13 protein-coding genes are annotated in these 17563 nt (G+C 62.3%); 5 read left to right on the top strand and 8 right to left on the bottom strand.

All coding sequences use genetic code 11. From position 1 onward, the window contains the following. Window positions 1-31 precede the first annotated feature (31 nt). Window positions 32-1321 (bottom strand): glycosyltransferase, encoded by a 1290-nt coding sequence (locus tag A5673_RS09020; protein WP_068230118.1) that lies wholly within the window; start codon window positions 1319-1321, stop codon window positions 32-34. Between the two features lie 478 nt (window positions 1322-1799). Between A5673_RS09020 and A5673_RS09015 the strand changes: the two genes are divergently transcribed. Then, complete coding sequence (locus A5673_RS09015; protein WP_068230115.1) at window positions 1800-2645, top strand: putative capsular polysaccharide synthesis family protein; 846 nt, start codon at window positions 1800-1802, stop codon at window positions 2643-2645. Between the two features lie 606 nt (window positions 2646-3251). Beyond that, window positions 3252-4007 (top strand): class I SAM-dependent methyltransferase, encoded by a 756-nt coding sequence (locus A5673_RS09010; protein ID WP_068230167.1) that lies wholly within the window; start codon window positions 3252-3254, stop codon window positions 4005-4007. A gap of 494 nt (window positions 4008-4501) precedes the next feature. Here A5673_RS09010 and A5673_RS29020 read toward each other — a convergent pair whose 3' ends face one another. The 6 genes from A5673_RS29020 to A5673_RS30420 form a co-directional block, all read right to left on the bottom strand. After that, window positions 4502-5245, bottom strand: coding sequence for a bifunctional 2-polyprenyl-6-hydroxyphenol methylase/3-demethylubiquinol 3-O-methyltransferase UbiG (locus A5673_RS29020; protein ID WP_156748022.1), 744 nt, complete (start codon window positions 5243-5245; stop codon window positions 4502-4504). A 288-nt stretch (window positions 5246-5533) separates the two neighbouring features. Continuing rightward, on the bottom strand, window positions 5534-6781 hold the full coding sequence (locus A5673_RS09005; protein ID WP_068230112.1) for a glycosyltransferase: 1248 nt from the start codon (window positions 6779-6781) through the stop codon (window positions 5534-5536). Window positions 6782-6839: 58 nt separating this feature from the next. Continuing rightward, the gene (locus A5673_RS29940) at window positions 6840-7631 is read right to left on the bottom strand and encodes an ABC transporter permease (protein ID WP_068230109.1); all 792 of its coding nucleotides are present in this window, start codon (window positions 7629-7631) and stop codon (window positions 6840-6842) included. Further along, the gene (locus tag A5673_RS29935) at window positions 7628-8389 is read right to left on the bottom strand and encodes an ABC transporter permease (RefSeq protein ID WP_068230106.1); all 762 of its coding nucleotides are present in this window, start codon (window positions 8387-8389) and stop codon (window positions 7628-7630) included. Before A5673_RS29935 ends, A5673_RS29940 begins: the two co-directional genes overlap by 4 nt. Next, window positions 8386-9318, bottom strand: coding sequence for a daunorubicin/doxorubicin resistance ABC transporter ATP-binding protein DrrA (locus tag A5673_RS08990; RefSeq protein ID WP_068230103.1), 933 nt, complete (start codon window positions 9316-9318; stop codon window positions 8386-8388). Before A5673_RS08990 ends, A5673_RS29935 begins: the two co-directional genes overlap by 4 nt. A 452-nt stretch (window positions 9319-9770) precedes the next feature. Then, complete coding sequence (locus tag A5673_RS30420) at window positions 9771-10391, bottom strand: PE family protein (protein ID WP_082958628.1); 621 nt, start codon at window positions 10389-10391, stop codon at window positions 9771-9773. A 290-nt stretch (window positions 10392-10681) separates the two neighbouring features. On the opposite strand from A5673_RS30420, the gene A5673_RS08980 reads away from it, so the two are divergent. Beyond that, window positions 10682-12331, top strand: coding sequence for a GMC oxidoreductase (locus A5673_RS08980; protein WP_068230097.1), 1650 nt, complete (start codon window positions 10682-10684; stop codon window positions 12329-12331). A gap of 35 nt (window positions 12332-12366) precedes the next feature. On the opposite strand, the gene A5673_RS08975 is transcribed toward A5673_RS08980, so the two are convergent. After that, complete coding sequence (locus A5673_RS08975; protein WP_068230094.1) at window positions 12367-13647, bottom strand: glycosyltransferase; 1281 nt, start codon at window positions 13645-13647, stop codon at window positions 12367-12369. 476 nt (window positions 13648-14123) lie between these two features. On the opposite strand from A5673_RS08975, the gene A5673_RS08970 reads away from it, so the two are divergent. After that, on the top strand, window positions 14124-14540 hold the full coding sequence (locus A5673_RS08970; protein ID WP_068230164.1) for an MmpS family transport accessory protein: 417 nt from the start codon (window positions 14124-14126) through the stop codon (window positions 14538-14540). Further along, window positions 14537-17434 (top strand): RND family transporter, encoded by a 2898-nt coding sequence (locus tag A5673_RS08965; RefSeq protein ID WP_068230091.1) that lies wholly within the window; start codon window positions 14537-14539, stop codon window positions 17432-17434. The genes A5673_RS08970 and A5673_RS08965 overlap by 4 nt, the downstream gene beginning before the upstream one ends. Window positions 17435-17563 lie beyond the last annotated feature (129 nt).

Here is a 17563-nt window from a genome sequence, read left to right as displayed (position 1 = left end):
GCGTTGCGGCAGAACGGAAGTGGCCTTCAGCTCAACGGGCCGGCCGCACCGATTGCCCGACGCGCCGTACGGAGGCGAAATCTTCGAGGAGAGTGGCAGCGGCTGCGGCACTTTCGGCGGGTCTGGTCATCCGGGCGGCGATCTCACGGGCACGCGTGAGGTACTGCGGGTCCAGGATGGTGCGAAGTTCAGCGACCAACGATTTCCGGGTGACGGACGAAAAGCGCCGGGCGGAGCCAACCTTGAGCCGCTTGAGCTGAGCTCCCCAAAAAATCTGATCGGGCAGCGTCCAGAGGATCAGCGTCGGGACCCCGGCGCGCAAGCCCGCGGCCAAGGTGCCCGCGCCACCGTGGTGCACGACCGCGCGGCAGACGGGAAAGGTCGTCGCGTAATTGACGGTCTTCACCACCTTCACGTGCTCGAAATCGGGGGTATCGCTGAAGTCACTCGACCCGGCGCAGACCAACGCCCGCTCGCCCACCTCCGCGCAGGCCGCTCCGATCATGGCGAGCGTGTCGGCCGGTGATGCGATGGGTATGGTGCCAAAGCCGAAGAAGATCGGCGGGGTGCCCGCGGCGATCCACGACGCAACTTCTTCGTCGGCATCGGTCGGCCACTCCATCGTGAGGGTGCCGACGAAGGGCCGCTGGCCATCGAATTTCGCCCACTCCGCGGCCAGCCCGGGAAACCACACCTCGTCATAGGCCTGGATTTGCAGTGAACCGCGTTCGGTGATCCGTCGCGACGGGGGGCGGGTGGCCTTCGGCAGTCCCAGTTCCCGGCGCTGCGCGTCGTCGGTCTTCTTCATGGCTCGCCAATTCATCCATTCGCCCATCAGCCATGCGCGGCGAATCAACGGCGACGGGAGGAACGGCAGGAGCTGCCCGTTGGCCCGGATCGGGTAGTAATCCAATGTGGCCAACGGAATGTCGTAATACTCGGCGACGTTGGCGGCGGGCTGCTCGAAGGTCAGGCCGGTGAAAAGCAGGTCGGCCCCCTCCGCCAGCGAGACGAGGGTCGTGCCCATCTCCCGCCAGCATTGGTTGCTGATCTCCAGGTTCTCGCGCTGCAATCTGTTCTGCTCTTTGAGATTCCACGGAGTGTGGAAGCGGCACGTCCAATAGTTGCGCTGCGCGTCCAGGAGGGCCTGGGTGTCCAGCCCGTAGGCGACCGCCGTGAGCCCCGCCGCCTCGGTGAAGCTCACCAGGTTGGGTGAAACGGCCATCCGCACGTCGTGCCCTCGGCGCTGCAGCTCGCGCCCGACAGCGACGGAGGGTTCGACGTCACCGCGACTTCCATAACATGCGAGCACAACTTTCATCGCGAGCTCTAGCCTTTCAGTCGCCATAGGCACAGACTCGATCATTATTGATTACCGGTTCTCCGATTATCAGCGGGGGCGTTGAACCACTTCACTTCGCTGAGGTCGTTGTCGGTTCCGACCCCTCGGAATGCGCGGGACCCCCGACGCGCCCCGGCTACGTCACTGCGCCGCGCCCGAGGGGCGCGACATCCGGGATCCGGCCACCGTCCAAAATGGCGTCCCGACGGGTCATCGAGTTAGAGCAACGTAGCGCGGCGAACCTTGCACCACGGGTCGCGGCGGGCGCGTCGAAGTCTCTCGGATGGTCCGCGCAAGGAACCTCCATTACCCCGATGTCCTGCCCGACGGGACCAATAACGCGACTACCTGCACTTCGCCAGCGAGAACCAAATAATTGAGTCGGATATTGGCGTTCCGTTGCGGAAGCAGTGCGCCTGCAGCATACTCCCCAGAGATGTCTCGAACCGCCACCAGAATGAAGTGGACGCTGAATCCCGTGCTCGCTTGGCGGCGCACCCAAGGCCGCTTCCGGGACCCGCTGTTTGTGTTCCAGATGGGGAAGGTGGGGTCCACGACGCACGAGGAAACGCTGGAGGCCCGTTATCGTTACTACCATCTGCACGATCGCGAAGACTTCTATGCGAAATACGAGCCCTATCGTGTGGGTCGACGCGCCAAGCGGGTTGAATATTTCGACATCATCACTGCCACGCGAGATCCGTTAGCCCGGAAGGTCTCGTGCTTTTTCCAAAATCTTGCGGTAACTCGGACGACCCCCGATGCTGCGGTGTACCCGTTTTGCTTCGATTCGGAGGACGCCGCGCGGAACGCGGGTATGGACGAACTGACGGCACGCTTTCATGCATGGGACGAAGGAATAGCGGAAGCAACGGAATGGTTTGACCGCCATTTTGAGCCGGCCACAGGCATTCGCATCTACGACCATGGGTTTGACCCGGAAAAGGGCTGGCAGATTTTCCGGGAAGGGAAGTGGCGGGTCCTAGTGCTCAGGTTCGAAGACATCGAGAAAAACCATCTGGATGCAATAAACGAGTTCGTGGTGGGGCGCTATGGAGAGTCCTCCCGGGTGGAGCGCCTCTGGCCGGCTAACCTTTCTTCTCGGAAATGGTACTTCGATCTCATGAAAGACTTCCTACAAGAAATACAGTTTTCGGCGACCGATATCGAGGCGGCTTACGGTACGCCTTATGCACGCTATTTCTACACCGAGCAAGAGCTGGCGACCATGCGGTCAAGATGGCGGAAATCACCCGCTACCATTGCGGCTGAAGATCGGAATCCCCCAGGGCGGCATCGATAACGGGAAAGCATGCTGCATGACGGTGTCTTCTTCTTCGCCGTCCTGAATAGGGCCGGCAGACTCTGCGGTTTAGCGGTTGACCAGTAGTAGTGGTTCGAAGAGACGCCAGGAATCCGTCGCTGGCGAAACAGCGCGATTAGGACCAGCGCTCGACCGGATGCTCTTGTCGGCCTTTCTCGGCAGGTACCCCGCGCGATCTGCCGACAAAGCCTGAGGCAATAGCCCTTCCTGCGGGTGGGGACACGACGCGGCGCAGCTGGATATCGGTCTTGTTGAGCGCCCGGCGGAGGACGATCCGGGGTGCCGACCGAGATCTGACGCCGTGGCGCCAATAGCAGGCCCGAACATAACCAAGAGCGGTGAACTAGGTAACTAGGTCGCTACCGTATCCCAGTCGCAGGAGATGTAGGTTTCATGCCTTAACGCCCAACCGAGTCGCGGAGCCTGTGCCTGATCTTACCTCGACGGGCTGGGGCAGTAGGATATCCGGCTGTGCCCCCAGAGCAAAAAAATCGCATCCGTAAAAGCCTGTTTGCAACTGAGCTAGTCGTTTCTGCAAGGCGACCATTTGTGAGCCGTCGCTACCGCTACCGCGACCGCGACCGCATGCTCAAGGAACTAGGGCCTGAACTGAGCAAAGAAGTGCGTTGGATCGCCTCTGACGTAAGGCCCCCGAGCAGCGAGTTAGGTGCGATTTTCGCCGACACACCGAACATCCATAAGCTCCTTCATTATTTGCCGGTTTACGAATCGGCGCTGCGCGGGCATCGTTCCGAGCCGATAAGAATGCTCGAGGTCGGCGTGGCGCGCGGTGGATCCCTGCAGATGTGGCGTCGTTACCTCCACCCAGAATCGACGATCGTCGGCATCGATATCGATGTCACCACTCAAAAATTCGACAACCCTTCGAAGCGGGTGCACGTTCGTCTTGGCAGCCAGACCGATACCGCCTTCCTGCAGCGAGTGATAGATGAGTTCGGCCCTTTCGATGTGATCCTGGACGATGGCAGCCACATGAACTCTCACATCATTACGACGTTTCGCTATCTGTTTCCTCGCGGCCTGGCGCCCGGGGGCGTTTACATCGCCGAGGACCTTTGCGCCAATTATTGGACGCCATACCGCGACAGTCGGATGTCGTTCGCTGACTTCACAAAATGGCTGATCGATGCGATGCATGCACACTACCAGACCCCGTTGAAGAGCGAACTCAATTTCCGCGCGGGCGATTCCCACCGAGCGAGTGAACTCCGCGTGCCTCTTGCGACCACGCTTATCGAGAAAGTCGAATTTTACGACTCCATAGCGGCTATCCACCGCGCGCACGGGCCTCGCGAAGTTCCAATTAGTGTTTATCAGTAGATTGCAAATCCAATAACGTCGCTCACCCACTCGTCGCGCATATCAAGATTTGGACTGCAAATTTTGCCTCGAGAGGGTGCGCGTTTACGCGGACTCAAGGCTCGGGACGTCGGAACTTTTTCAATAGGTTGGTGCTGGGCCTTCTGGACCATCGCGGCGGGCAGGATTTGGTGGGCTAGACTCGGCTTAGGCCACTTTATTGATGATCAGCCGCCGCGCAGGCGGTGAGCTGAGGCTTTCGACAATTCTAGTTGACAATATGTGCAGTAAAGAACACTCCAAATACAATACTCGGCAACCAATGCACAACTCGCAGCGCCGACGACCCTAAAGCCGCAAGTCGTATCCCCAGTCAGGCCAGTTCTGCGCGAGGTGCCGAATCCGGTACCGATGGGCCATTGGACAATTAGATAACTCCGCGAGCCCATGGTGGCCACTCTGGTAGCCGCATTATCGCGTCGAAGCTGCGTCAGACCACCCGGATATTGAAGTCTTTACTGGCGCTGGTTTTCGGGATCCAAACTTAGGAGTTTGAGCCAGTATGGCAACACGATCGACTGATAACGAGGTTCCGGAACAAGCTTCGAAAGTACCCGAAGCGGCGCTCGAAATGCTTTGTCTGGAAACGGCATTAAAGACCTCAGGCACTTGACCGCGGCGTCGTCGGGAAGGCGCGCGCCTGCTCGCCCTTCCGCATCGCCAGCTTTAATGCCTGCGAAGTATAAATCGAAGTGGGTGGGCAAGTACCAGAACCGGTAATCGGCGAACATAGAGCGGAGAGGCAGCCTGTCCTCGAAATCGCTCTTCCTTAGATTCCGATAGTAATCCAGGCCCGCCGCCTGAGTACCCGGCGAAGACGCCGTGTCTGTGCGAGCTGTACCATGCTCAGGCCGACCCCGGGATGCGCAACTGAAAGCGACCAGCCCTCCCGGCCGGGTAAGGCGCACCATATTCAAGAATGTCTCGCACCAATGCGGGTCATGTTCGAAGCACTCCCCGGAGACCGTCAGGTCATAACTATTGTCGGGATCGTCAACCTCGTGGCCGAATCGCACAACGTCGACACCGGGGCCTGCAACGAGGTCGACTCCAACGTAGCGTCCCGCAGCCGCGAATACGTTGCGCACACTCCCGTTGACGTCGTACGATCCGATTTCCAGCACGCTCGCACCCTCGACAAACTCGTTATTTGCGTCGGCGACGGCTTTGAAGTATCCGACTTGCTCCGCGTGGCTCATGGCGCTTCACATGCTAACGTAAGAGCCGGCGCTTTTCATAAAATCGCTATCAAAAGCGGAACAGATTGAGTTCAAGGCCACATCTCGAACCGCAGCGTCAGATCCGCTTCCGTGCGACGGCGACCACACGCTGTAGCGCATATCCAACGCTCTCATGAAGGCCCTAGTCCAAGATCCTCCTCGCCGACTGCTGGATCGAAGAGACGATTTCGCGCGACACCCAATCGACATAGCTGTAGCGGACTGCGAGAATCATCCGCCGACCAACCGATGGCCTACCTTCGCCAATTAGCGCAAACAGTTCAAGGGGACGAATTTTTCCAACAGATCCGCAGAGTTGGCGACGCTTTCAGTCGGTTTAGTCAGCTGCCGGGATAACTTGCGGGCTTGTGCGGCGTATTCGGGGGCAAGAATCTGGCCCAGGTCCGCGACCAGCGATTCCTTGGTGGCGGTTGAAAAACGCCGAGCGGCACCCACCTTGAGTCTTGTGACCTGAGTTCCCCAGGCGGCTTGATCAAGCCAGGTCCAGAGAATCAACGTAGGGAGTCCGGCGCGCAGGCTCGCTGCCGTGGTGCCCGCGCCACCATGGTGCACGGCCGCGCGACAGGCCGGAAAAATCGTCGCGTAATTCATAGCTTCCACGACCTTCACATGCTCGAACTGCGGGACGTTGCCGAAATCGGACGTCGCGGCGCAAACCAGTGCCCGCTCACCTAACTGCTCGCACGCCGCGGCGATCATGGCGATCGTTTCGGCCGGAGATTCGACCGGTGTGCCGCCAAACCCGAAGAAAATTGGCGGTGCTCCCGCGGAGATCCATGATGTCACGGCGTCATCGGCCTCCGTCGCCAGTGCCAGCGTCAGCGCGCCGATAAAGGGGCGTTGCCTATCCCACTTCGCCCACTCTGTCGCTAGTCCCGGAAAACACGCCTCGTCGTAAGCCTGAATTTCGAGCGATCCGCGTTCAGCGATGCGTCGCGACGACGGAGTCGTTGCCTTCGGTAAGCCAAGTTCACGGCGCTGCGCGTTGTCGAGCTTCTTAAACATGCCCCAGTAGTGCCGCCACTCGTTTAGCGCTGTGGCGGAGCGGATCTGGTGGTTGGGCCGCCTCGGGGTGACATGCACGGTGGCCAACGGGATCCCGTAATACTCCGCGATGTTGAGCGCGGATTCCTCGAGAAGCTGATAGGTGACCAACAGGTCGGCCCCCTCCACCAGGGGCGTCAGCGTCGCGCTCGTCTGCCTCCAGGTCTGCTCAAGGAGCGCCTCTGCTTCGCGCGATAACCTGATGAGACGCGGGATGTTCAAGAGTATGCGGAAATTGGTCGCGGGCAACAGGTTTCGTTGCGTGTCATTGTAGTACTTGAAATCCGGCCCGAAAGCGACCGCCGCAAGCCCAGCCGCTTCGGCGAAGCCAACCTGGTCAGGAGTGACGGCTATGCGAATGTCGTGTCCCCTGCGCACCAATTCACGGCCGATGGCAACGCAGGGCTCGACATCGCCGCGAGTTCCATAACTTGCCAGCACAACTTTCATTGCGCAACAGCCTTTCCGTTGTCGTACGTGCGTTGGATGACGGCGCGTGGCAAAAGCATCAGCACGGGGATTCGGCTGCCGCGCGATAGCCGCGGACGGCCAGTGGTCCGATCACTGCGCCCAGACCCAGAACCCACACCACGGTCAGCAAGAGCGGCCACCACGCGGCATCGCCATGAGCAAGTGCCCGCATGGACTCAATCGTCGGCCACATCGGCTGGAGGTGCATTTGTAGCCGCACCGCCGAGGGCAGATTTTGAGCGGGAACAACGCCGGAACTGGAAAACACCGAGCCGATGGCTGGGACCGCCAGCCAGGAGAGCACAGCGCCGGTCTTGGACCGTATCGCGATCGCTATGACCGCCAGCGAGAAAACGATGGCTATCAACGCGGGCACGAAGAGGAACGGGATTACGGCAAGCCAGCCGCCTTTGAAACGGAGCCCGAGGCCAACGCCGACTGCGGTGATCAATGCGGTGCTCACCAGTGTGCGGACAACCTCTGCGAGCAACCTGCCAGTCAGTGCGCTGGCCCGGTGGACGGGCAGCACCCACAATCGGCCGATCATTCCGGTGTCGCGTTCAAAGGGAATGGTGCGTGCGGCGATGAGCGATCCGAACATCGCACCCGCCACGGCGCACATCGGCACCAAGCCGTAGAGACTGTCCGTGCCGGTGATCTTCATTATCGATTTACCGACCAGCAGCTTGTAGGTAATCAGTAGAAAGGTCGGAAACACCAGGGCCTGAATCAGCACCGCCGGCTGGCGCCGCCACTCGGTGAGGGCCCGGCCGGCAAACACCAGACTTTCGGTGGCCAGTGAGTTCCGCGACGGTGCGCCGACTGTCATTGCTTCCGCCTCTGTACCCGCATCGCGATCGCACCGAATACCAGGAGCAACGCGAGGCACCATGCCAAGCTGGCCATCAAATTGCCGACCACCACGTGGCCGCCGGCGAACCCACGCAGGGTTTGCGTCAGCTGCGAAACAGGCTGGTCACGCACGAATGAATGCAGCCAGTTGGGGAACGAGTCGACGGGCGCCATTCCGGTGGACAGCATGACCAGCAGCATTTGGGGCACCAGAAGCAACTGCGAGAGCCCTCCGCTACTCCCGGTCCTGCCCCGCTTCGTTTCGGAAAGGACCCCCGCGGCGTCGGCCGCCAGCGATAGTGCCAAGGTCAGCGTGAGGGTGAGGATGGCAAATCCCGCCGCGTAGCCGAATCCGCCGAACAGCCTGAAGCCGAACGCGTACCCGACTGCGATCGCGGCCAGCAGAGCGAGAGTCCCTCGGAAGAGGCAATACACCATGCGGGCCATCATCGGTGTCACCGTGGATATGGGAAGCGTGCGAAGCCGATCTCCGAAGTCGCCGCGCTCGTCGCGGGCGGCCCGGTCGACGGTCGTCAGCGCACCCAGGAATATCACCTGGACGATGACGACCGGCAGCACATACTGCGGGTAGCTCATCCCACCGGTGTCGATGACATTGTTCAGCATGAAGTTGAAGACCACCAAGCTAGCGGCGGGCGACAGAACCGCAAACGGCAAATCGTCGCGCATTGCGACGCGCACCACGCGCTCGGTCAACGCAGCCAGCGCGGTCACGTCGTGGTCACGTCCCCGGTGAGATGCAAAAACGCCTCGTCCAGCGACGGCTTACGAAGCGCTATGTCGGCGAGCTCAACACCAAGCCGGTCCACCCGGCGAAACACCTCACCGAGCGTCGCGACACCATCGGGCGAGCGCACCGAGACGGTGTTCGCGTCGTAATCGGCTTCGGCGCCGTCGAGATCGCCGACCGCGGCCAACACCTTGGGGAGATCGGCCGGATTTACCGGACTCACCGTGCAGTAGCCCAATCCCACGCGTCGCTTGAGATCTTCGGCGGTTCCGCTCGCGACAATTCGACCATTGTTCAGAACGACGATCGAATCGCTGAGCACGTCGGCTTCCTCTAGGTACTGCGTCGTGAGCAGGATTGTGACGCCCTGGCTCGACAACGACGACACCAAGTCCCACACCTCGCGGCGACTACGGGGGTCCAGCCCGGTTGTCGGTTCGTCAAGGAAAAGCACTTTGGGCAGAACGACCAGGCCGGCGGCGATATCGATGCGACGTCGCATGCCACCCGAATACGTTCGCACCGGCCGGTCGGCGGCGTGCGACATATCGAATTGATGGATCAAGGCGTCGGCTCGCAGCCGCGCATGTTTGCGCCGCAATCCCCGCAGCCGGCCAAACAACACCAGATTTTCCCGGCCGGTGAGCTCAAGATCGAGCGCGGCCCACTGGCCGATGCTGCCGATGCTTGCGCGTACCTGCGCCGGCTCGCGGACGACGTCGTGCCCAGCCACGATTGCTTGGCCGGCAGTGGGCTGCAGCAATGTTGACAGGATCTTGATCGCCGTCGTCTTACCGGCGCCGTTATGACCGAGCAAAGCGCAGATCGACCCCGTCGGAACGAAAAAGCTCACCTCGTGCAAGGCCTGTATCGTTCCGTCGAACGTCTTCGCCACGCCATCAAGCTCGATCACGAAACAGACGATACCTGTCAGTCGACACGTGTTGAACAGAAACGGGTTGCTCCGGTATTGCGGTGACCTCTCCGGCTCGAGCGCCCGTCGCCGCTGGCGGTGTAATCATGTCGGTGCTGCTACCCAACTCCTGCACGTATTTCCCGGTGAGGCGAAGTAGAGGGTAACTCCCATGCTGACGTGACAGGCGCAAGGATGGGCTGGAAACGTCAAGACATGCGGCCAACTCGCTGCGCGAGATCGCGGAAAGCTCTGGGACGCAGCAATTCATGAGTATCTGCCACCCGGCAGTACTGCAGGCGCGGTTGGGGCTCGGGTCACACGTATGGCGGTAACGGCGGTAACGGCGGTAACGGTGGGGCGGGCGGCACCGGCGGCAAGCAGGCTTACGGCGGCTTCGGGGGCGCGGGTGCGTCGGCCGGCGCCGGTGCCGGCGCCCGCGGTGTCGCGGGTCATGCGGGAAGCCCTGGCACGCCGGTGCCCCCGTCGCCGTCCCCTTGGCCGTTCCCGCCTGCGACAGTCGCGTTACCGCCGGACCCGCCGTTACCACCTTGGCCCCAGAGGCCGGCAAACCCGCCTCGCCCACCGGCACCGCCGTTGGGCCCATCAGCGCCGTTGCCACCGTTGCCACCGTTGCCGATAAGCCACCCGCCGTTGCCGCCGGCCTCGCCCGCGCCCCCCGGGGTCGTCGCGTTGGCGCCGTTGGCGCCGTTGCCGACCAGCGGACGCCCGGTCAACGCCTGGACTTCCCCATTAATCGTGTCCAACAGGCCCTGCAACGGGTTGGCGTTGGCTGCTTCCGCGGCCGCGTACTGCGCCGCGCCGCCACGCACGGCGTTGATGAATTGCTGATGAAACAGCGCCGCCTGCGCGCTGAGCGCCTGATGTTCCTGCGCGTAGGCGCCGAACAGTCTCGAAACCGCCTGCGAGATTTCATCCTGCGCCGCGGGCACCAGCCCCGTCGTCGCAGGTGCCGCCCCCGCGGCGGCGGCAATGATCGCCTCCCGAATACCGGCCAAGTCGGACGACGCCGCGGCCAAGACCTCCGGCGTTGCGATCACATAGGGAGACATATGCGGCTCCGATTACCAGCACGACCGTTGCCACGACGTAGCGCTTCAGGACTTCGTTTACAGTACACACGTCTAATTGGGATCGGGGAAAATTTTGGGAATTGAACAGGATCCGATACCAATCGGCGAAAACACGCCTTCGGAGCGGGCGATCGGTCTGGCCGGCGACGTGCGGCGGGCTACGCGACAGGTCGGTAATTTCAACCGGTCCGACCGCCATGTCGGATGGTACGATCCCGATTCGCCCAGGCCAGTCGCGTTTTGGGCCCATCATCGGCTGAGGAGCTCGATTGGCTGACCGCGAACTGAGTGCGCGCGAGGCCGAACGCGTGCTCTGGGACGTGATCGTCGTGGGCACCGGCATGGGCGGTGGCATGCTGGGCTACTCGCTGGCCCGCGCGGGCCGGCGGGTGTTGTTCGTCGAAAAAGGACGCTCGACGCTGCCCGGCACACCGGGCACGATCCGCGCGGCCATGCCCGAACTGGCTGAACCGATGGCAGCCCGCTCCGCGAAGACCTACTACGACGTCTTGGCCCGCGCCGGGCGCAGCACCGACGAGATCGAAGACATCAGCGGGCGCTTTCCCAAACGGTTCGTGCCGTACATCGGCGCCGGCACCGGCGGCTCCTCGGCCCTCTACGGCATGGTCTGCGAACGGTTCTTCGCCCAAGACTTCAACCCCCGGCAAAACTTCCGCGACCCCGGCGCCTCCACCGTCCCCGACGCCTGGCCCATCACCTACGACCAGCTCAGCCCCTGGTACGCCCGGGCCGAAAAACTGCTCGGGGTACGCGGCGCGCCCGACCCGCTGCGCCCCGAGGCAGCTCACGTCAACTTGCCCCCGGCACCGCCGTTCTCGGCCGACAACCAACCACTGGTCAACCACCTGGCCCAGCGCGGACTGCACCCCTACCACCTGCCGATGGCCTGCGAATACACCGACGACTGCGCCACCTGCCAGGCCCATCTTTGCCCGCAGTCATGCAAAAACGACGCCGCCCGCAACGGCGTGCAACCCGCCATCGCCGAGCACGGCGCCCACCTGCTGGCCGAATGCCGGGTGCTGCGCCTCGAAGCCGACCGCACCCAGGTCACCCAGGTGATCGCCCAGCACCACTCCGACATGCTGGCCCTCAAAGCCAAGGTGGTGGTGCTGGCCGCCGGCGCGCTGGCCACCCCGGTGCTGCTCCTCAACTCCCGTTCGGGCGACTGGCCACGCGGACTGGCCAACGGCTCGGACTACGTGGGCCGCAACCTGATGCGCCACCTGATGGATTGGGTCGAGGTCTGGACAGAACCCGGCTGCAAGATCACGGCCGAAAACAAGGAGATCGGGCTCAACGACTTCTATTTCTGGGAGGGCCAGAAATACGGCACGTTGCAGTCGGCCGGCGCGATGGCGAATTTGGCGTCCATGGACATGTTCACCAACCAGCCCGGTTGGCAGCCGAAGGTGCTGCGCATGATGAGCCCGGCGGTGCGACCGATCTACGATCGCTTCTTCAACGGTGGGCTGGTGCTGGCCCCGATGATGGAAGACCTGCCGTATCTGGATAACCGCGTCCTGCCCTACGACCGGCCCAGCCTCGACGGCCGCCAACGACTGCGGCTTCACTACCGGCTACGCCCCAACGAGATCGACCGCCGCGCGGTGTTCATCCGGCAGATAAAAGAGGTGTTGAAGCCGTTCCGCACGCTCACACTGCGGACCGGCGCCAACAACTCGACCCTGGGCCATGTGTGCGGGACGTGCCGCTTCGGAACCGATCCCGCAACCAGCGTGCTCGATCCCCAAAACCGGGCCCACGAAGTCGACAACCTCTACGTCGTCGACGCGTCGTTCTTTCCCTCCAGCGCCGGTTTGAACCCCAGCTTGACCGTGGCGGCCAACGCCCTGCGGGTAGCCGAGCACGTCAACCAAGTGCATTTCGCCGCCTGAGCAGCGGCTGGGGCGTTGACAAGTCCGAGCGCGGATCAGCCAACACGCTCGAGGCGCACGAAATCTTCCACAAGATCGGCGGCGGCCGCAACGCTCTCGGCGGGTCTGCCCATCCGAGTGGCGATTTCGCGGGCCCGGGCCGCATATTGCGGGGCCAGGATGCGACGCAGATCTGCGGCCAGCGATTTCTCGGTAGCGCTCGAAAAGCGCCGCGCGGTACCCACTTTCAGCCGTTTGATCGCGATTCCCCAAATCAGCTGAACGTCTGCCATCCACAGGATCAACGTGGGAACGCCGGCACGCAGGCCCGCGGCCGTGGTGCCCGCGCCTCCGTGGTGGACGACGGCCCGGCAGGCGGGAAAGATCGCCGCGTAATTCACCGCGCCCACCACTTTGACGTGGTCGGAGTGGGCGGCATTGCCGAAATCGGTCCAACCGGCGCAGACCAGTGCTCGCTCGCCCAGTTGCGCACAGGCGGCGCTGATCATGGAAAGCGTGTCGGCCGGAGATTCGACCGGTATGCTGCCGAACCCGAAGCAAATTGGCGGCGTGCCCGCGGCGATCCACGAAGCGACGTCGTCGTCGGCGCCCGTCGCCAACTCCATCGTCAGCGTGCCGACGAAGGGCCGCTGCGGCGGCTTCCGACGATTCCATTTCGCCCACTCGGACGCCAGCCCGGGGAAGCACACCTCGTCGTAGGCCTGGATCTCCAGCGCCCCTCGTTCCGCAATGCGGTGGGGGGCAGGACTTTTCACCTCCGGAAGGCCCAGTTGCCAGCGCTGTGCGTCCTGGACCTTCTTCACTCCCCGCCACACCAACCACTCGTAGGCCGCCATCGCCGAGCGGACCAATGGAGCCGGCAGGCCCGGAAACAGCTGGCCGTTCACCCTTATCGGAAACCACAGCAGCGTGGCCAAGGGAATGTCGCGATACTCCGCGACGTTGACCGCGAGCTCCTGGTAACTCATGCCGGTGAGTAATAGGTCGGCCCCCTCCGCCAGCTCGGTCAGCGTGATGCTCATCTGCGCCCAGCGCTGGGTACCGGGCTCCCGCGCTTCGCGCAGCAATTTCTTCGCCTGCTGGATATTCCAGAAGTTGCGGAAGAATCGCGCCCAGAAGTTGCGCGTCGATTCCAACCACGCCTGCATGTCCGGTCCGTAAGCGATCGCCGCGAGCCCAACCGACTCGGCGAAGCTGACCAGGTCGGGCGGGACGGCCATGCACACGTCGTGCCCGCGGCGCATCAACTCACGGCCGACGGCGATGCCAGGCTCCACATCGCCGCGAGTTCCATAGAACGCCAGCACAAATTTCATCAGCGTGGTCCTGGCCCTTCACTTCCGTGCGCGTTCCGCGAAATGAAAGCGGCAGACGGCATTCCCGGCTCAGCCGCCCAGCAGCATAGCCCCAACAGCGGCGACATCCGCAACCATCACCAAGTCAGCCGCTCCGAGGCTGCGCCGCACGGATCGCGAGGTAATGACCGAGCGCCCCTCCGCGCACCACCCTGAGAAGTTCCTTAAATCCTGGTCGGACGCTGTGGGCCACCAGTATGGTGTGGACCCGTAATTAAACTCGTGTCAGCTAGGGTGGTGCGGTGGTCTGGGGCAGTGTGCACGATGTTGAGCCGGCGTGGCCCGATGTCCCCGTCGACAGCGGCCGAGACGCTGAACAACGGCCCAGTCCCCGCCGTATTCGTCTGCGACGCCCCCGCCAACCCCCGACTTCGCCTCGGGCACAAGTTGGATCCGGGACGAACCGCCGAAACTCGGGATCCGTGATTCTTCGGCTTCTGAGGCGGCTGTGGATCCCGGTGGTCGTCCTCGTCGTGATCGCCGTCGGGGGATTGACGGTGTCACGACTGCATGGCCTGTTCGGCTCTGAGAAGACTCTGTCGTACGCCGACACCAGAGTCGACAACAAACCCTACAACCCCCAGCACCTGAGGTACGAGGTCTTCGGGCCGCCCGGAACCGTGGCCTTGATCAGCTATTTCGGCGCCAATGGCGATCCGCAGCATGTCGAGGACGCACGGCTGCCGTGGTCATACGAATTCGCGATCACCGCGGCGACGGGCATGAGAAGTGTCGCGGCGCAGGGCGACAGTGACAGCATCGGCTGCCGCATCATCCTGGACGGCGTGGTCAAAACCGAGAAGACCGCGCACGAAGTAAGCGCCTTTACCACCTGCACGTTCAACGCCGCATGACCGACCAACAGCCACCCGCCAGTCGACCATTGGTGGCGCGGACCATCCGCCGACTTTCGGTGCCCATCATCTTGGCGTGGCTGGGGATCATCGGCTTCCTTATTGTCGGCGTCCCTTCATTGGAACAGGTTGAGGCCGAGCATTCGGCATCCTTGAATCCCACCGATGCGCCGTCCGTCACGGCGGCACAGCGGATGAACGAGGACTTCAAGGGCGCTGACCCGTCCGGCCGGGCCGATGAATCAAATTCCGCCGGCGTGGCGGCGATCGTTTTGGAGGGTCAGCAGCCCCTCGGCGACGATGCCCACAAGTACTACGACCGATTGATTTCTCAATTAAAAGGCGATCAGAAGCACGTGGCATACGTCCAGGATTTCTGGGGCGACGAACTGACCAGACGCGCCGCGCAAAGCGTCGACGGTAAGGCCGCATACGTTCAGGTGCTTCTCGCCGGTAACAAGAGCCAGACCGCGGGCAACGAATCGATCGCGGCCGTTCAGCGCATCGTCGCGCGGACGCCGGCACCGCCGGGGCTCAAGGTGTATGTCACCGGGCCGGCGGCCATCAATGCGGATATGAGCCACAGCGGTGACAGGACGGTCGCGACGATCACCTTGGTGAGCATCGCCGTAATCTTCATTACGTTGCTTCTCGTCTACCGTTCGGCCATGACCGCAATTCTGCTGTTGTTGGTGGTCGGGATCGAATTGCAAGTGGCGCGGGGAATTGTGGCATTTATTGGCCATAACGGGGGCATCGGTCTCACCACCTTCGCCGTCAATCTGCTGGTATCCCTCGTGATCGCGGCCGGAACTGACTACGGGATATTTTTCGTGGGCCGGTATCAGGAGGCGCGTCAGGCCGGCGCGGACAGGGAAACGGCGTACTACACCACCTATCACGGGGTTGCCAAGGTCGTCGTGGCCTCCGGTTTGACTATCGCCGGAGCGCTTTTCTGCCTGATCTTTACGCGGCTGCCCTCTTTCTACGTGCTGGCCGTCCCCTGCGCGGTGGGCGTATTGGTCGCCGTCGCGGTAGCGATCACGCTGATTCCGGCGGTTCTTACCGTCGGGAGCCGTTTCGGCCTTTTCGAGCCCAAGCGGAAAATCAACCCCCGCGCGTGGCGGCGGGTGGGCACGGCGATCGTTCGATGGCCGGCGCCCATTCTCGTCGCCACCTTGGCGGTCACGCTTGTCGGGCTGTTGACGTTGCCTGGCTACAAACCCAGCTACAACGACCAGAAGTACATACCGAAAGATATCCCCGCCAATTTGGGCTATGAGGCCGCGGCGCGACATTTTCCCCCGTCGGCAATGATGACGCCCGAAATCCTCTTGGTCGAAACTGACCACGATCTGCGCAATCCGGCCGATTTTCTGGTGTTGGAGAAACTGGCCAAGGCCGTCCTCGCCGTGCCGGGCATTTCGTCGGTGCAGGCCGTAACCCGGCCCGAAGGGACTCCGATCAAGCACACGACGCTTCCGTACTTGCTCAGCATGCAAGCCGCCGGCCAGCAGCAATTCCTGTTTTTTCAGAAAGCACGTATGAAAGACATGCTCAAGCAGGCCGACATGTTGACCGAAGCGATCAATATCACCCGGCACCTCTATGGCCTGACGCAGCAGATGGTCGCCACGACACACGACATGGTCGTCACCACGCGTGACATACAGGCTCTCACGAACGAACTGCGAGTTCATATTTCGGATTTCGAGGATTTCCTCAGGCCGATCCGCAGTTACTTCTATTGGGAAAAGCATTGCTACGATATTCCCGTTTGCTTTTCGCTGAGAAGCGTATTCGACGCTCTTGACGGTGTTGACGCGGTCACCGATAAGTTGGGCGATGTCGTGACAGACCTCGGTCAGATCGACGTGCTCCTGCCGCAGGTAGTCGCCCAGTTCCCCGAGATGATCGCCATCATGGAGAGCTCGCGGACCATGCTGCTGACCATGCACAGCACCATGTCCGGGGTCCTCGGAAACATGGGCGACGATAACAGTAGTGCGAGCGGCATGGGTAGGGCGTTTGACGCCGCCCAAAACGATGATTCCTTCTACTTGCCGCCGGAAGCTCTGAAGAACAAAGACTTCCAGCGAATCATGAAGATTTTCTTGTCACCGGACGGTAAGGCCGTCCGCATGCTCATTTTGCAGAAAGGCGATCCGGCGTCGCCCGAGGGCATTTCCCGGGTCGATCCGATTAAAAGCGCGGCCGAGGAAGCGCTCAAGGGAACCCCTCTGGAGGCATCGAGGATCTACCTCTCCGGCACCGCGGCGGGTGTGCGGGACGTGGTGCAGGGGTCCACATACGATCTGATGATCGCCGGGGTCGCGGCGCTCTGCCTGATCTTCATCGTGATGCTGATCATGACCCGAAGTTTTGTCGCCGCTCTGGTCATCGTCGGTACGGTATTGCTGTCGCTGGGCGCGTCCTTCGGGCTCTCCGTTTTCGCGTGGCAGGATTTGCTCGGCGTACCAATTCACTGGTCGGTGCTCGTGATGTCAGTGATCGTCCTTTTGGCGGTCGGGTCTGACTACAACCTGCTGCTGGTCGCCCGGATCAAAGAGGAAATAGGCGCCGGCATCAACACCGGCATCATTCGCGCCATGGGCGGCACCGGCAAAGTCGTGACGAACGCGGGGCTGGTGTTCGCTTTCACCATGGCGTCCATGCTGGTCAGCGACCTCCGCGTCATCGGTCAGGTGGGCACGACGATCGGTTTGGGTTTGCTGTTCGACACGCTGGTCGTGCGCGCATTCATGACGCCGTCCATCGCCGCGCTGCTGGGGCGCTGGTTCTGGTGGCCGCAAAAGGTGCGTCCCCGGCCCGCAAGTTCCTTACTTCGGCCCACCGGGCCCCGCCCATTGGTACGCGCCTTGTTGCTGAGATAGCGGCGGCAGTGGCGGATTTCATGTTCAGAACAAAGATCGGCAACCGTGGAGAGCACCGTGGCACCAGGCGTTAGCGCAAGCAGTGGCTGCCGCTTCGAGGTGCACGGCATGGGCGCCGCTGCCGCCTGG

This window comes from Mycobacterium sp. E3198 (genome assembly GCF_001667015.1).
Classification (GTDB): Bacteria; Actinomycetota; Actinomycetes; order Mycobacteriales; family Mycobacteriaceae; genus Mycobacterium.
Note: the sequence above shows the minus strand (reverse complement) of the source record. Positions and strands in the feature narration are given on the sequence as shown.

Excerpts from the sequence above, each read along its gene's own strand:
- A5673_RS09020 (WP_068230118.1), bottom strand. The coding sequence starts at position 1,321 with ATGAAAGTTGTGCTCGCATGTTATGGAAGTCGCGGTGACGTCGAACCC.
- A5673_RS09015 (WP_068230115.1), top strand. The coding sequence starts at position 1,800 with ATGAAGTGGACGCTGAATCCCGTGCTCGCTTGGCGGCGCACCCAAGGC.
- A5673_RS09010 (WP_068230167.1), top strand. The coding sequence starts at position 3,252 with ATGCTCAAGGAACTAGGGCCTGAACTGAGCAAAGAAGTGCGTTGGATC.
- A5673_RS29020 (WP_156748022.1), bottom strand. The coding sequence starts at position 5,245 with ATGAGCCACGCGGAGCAAGTCGGATACTTCAAAGCCGTCGCCGACGCA.
- A5673_RS09005 (WP_068230112.1), bottom strand. The coding sequence starts at position 6,781 with ATGAAAGTTGTGCTGGCAAGTTATGGAACTCGCGGCGATGTCGAGCCC.
- A5673_RS29940 (WP_068230109.1), bottom strand. The coding sequence starts at position 7,631 with ATGACAGTCGGCGCACCGTCGCGGAACTCACTGGCCACCGAAAGTCTG.
- A5673_RS30420 (WP_082958628.1), bottom strand. The coding sequence starts at position 10,391 with ATGTCTCCCTATGTGATCGCAACGCCGGAGGTCTTGGCCGCGGCGTCG.
- A5673_RS08975 (WP_068230094.1), bottom strand. The coding sequence starts at position 13,647 with ATGAAATTTGTGCTGGCGTTCTATGGAACTCGCGGCGATGTGGAGCCT.
- A5673_RS08965 (WP_068230091.1), top strand. The coding sequence starts at position 14,537 with ATGACCGACCAACAGCCACCCGCCAGTCGACCATTGGTGGCGCGGACC.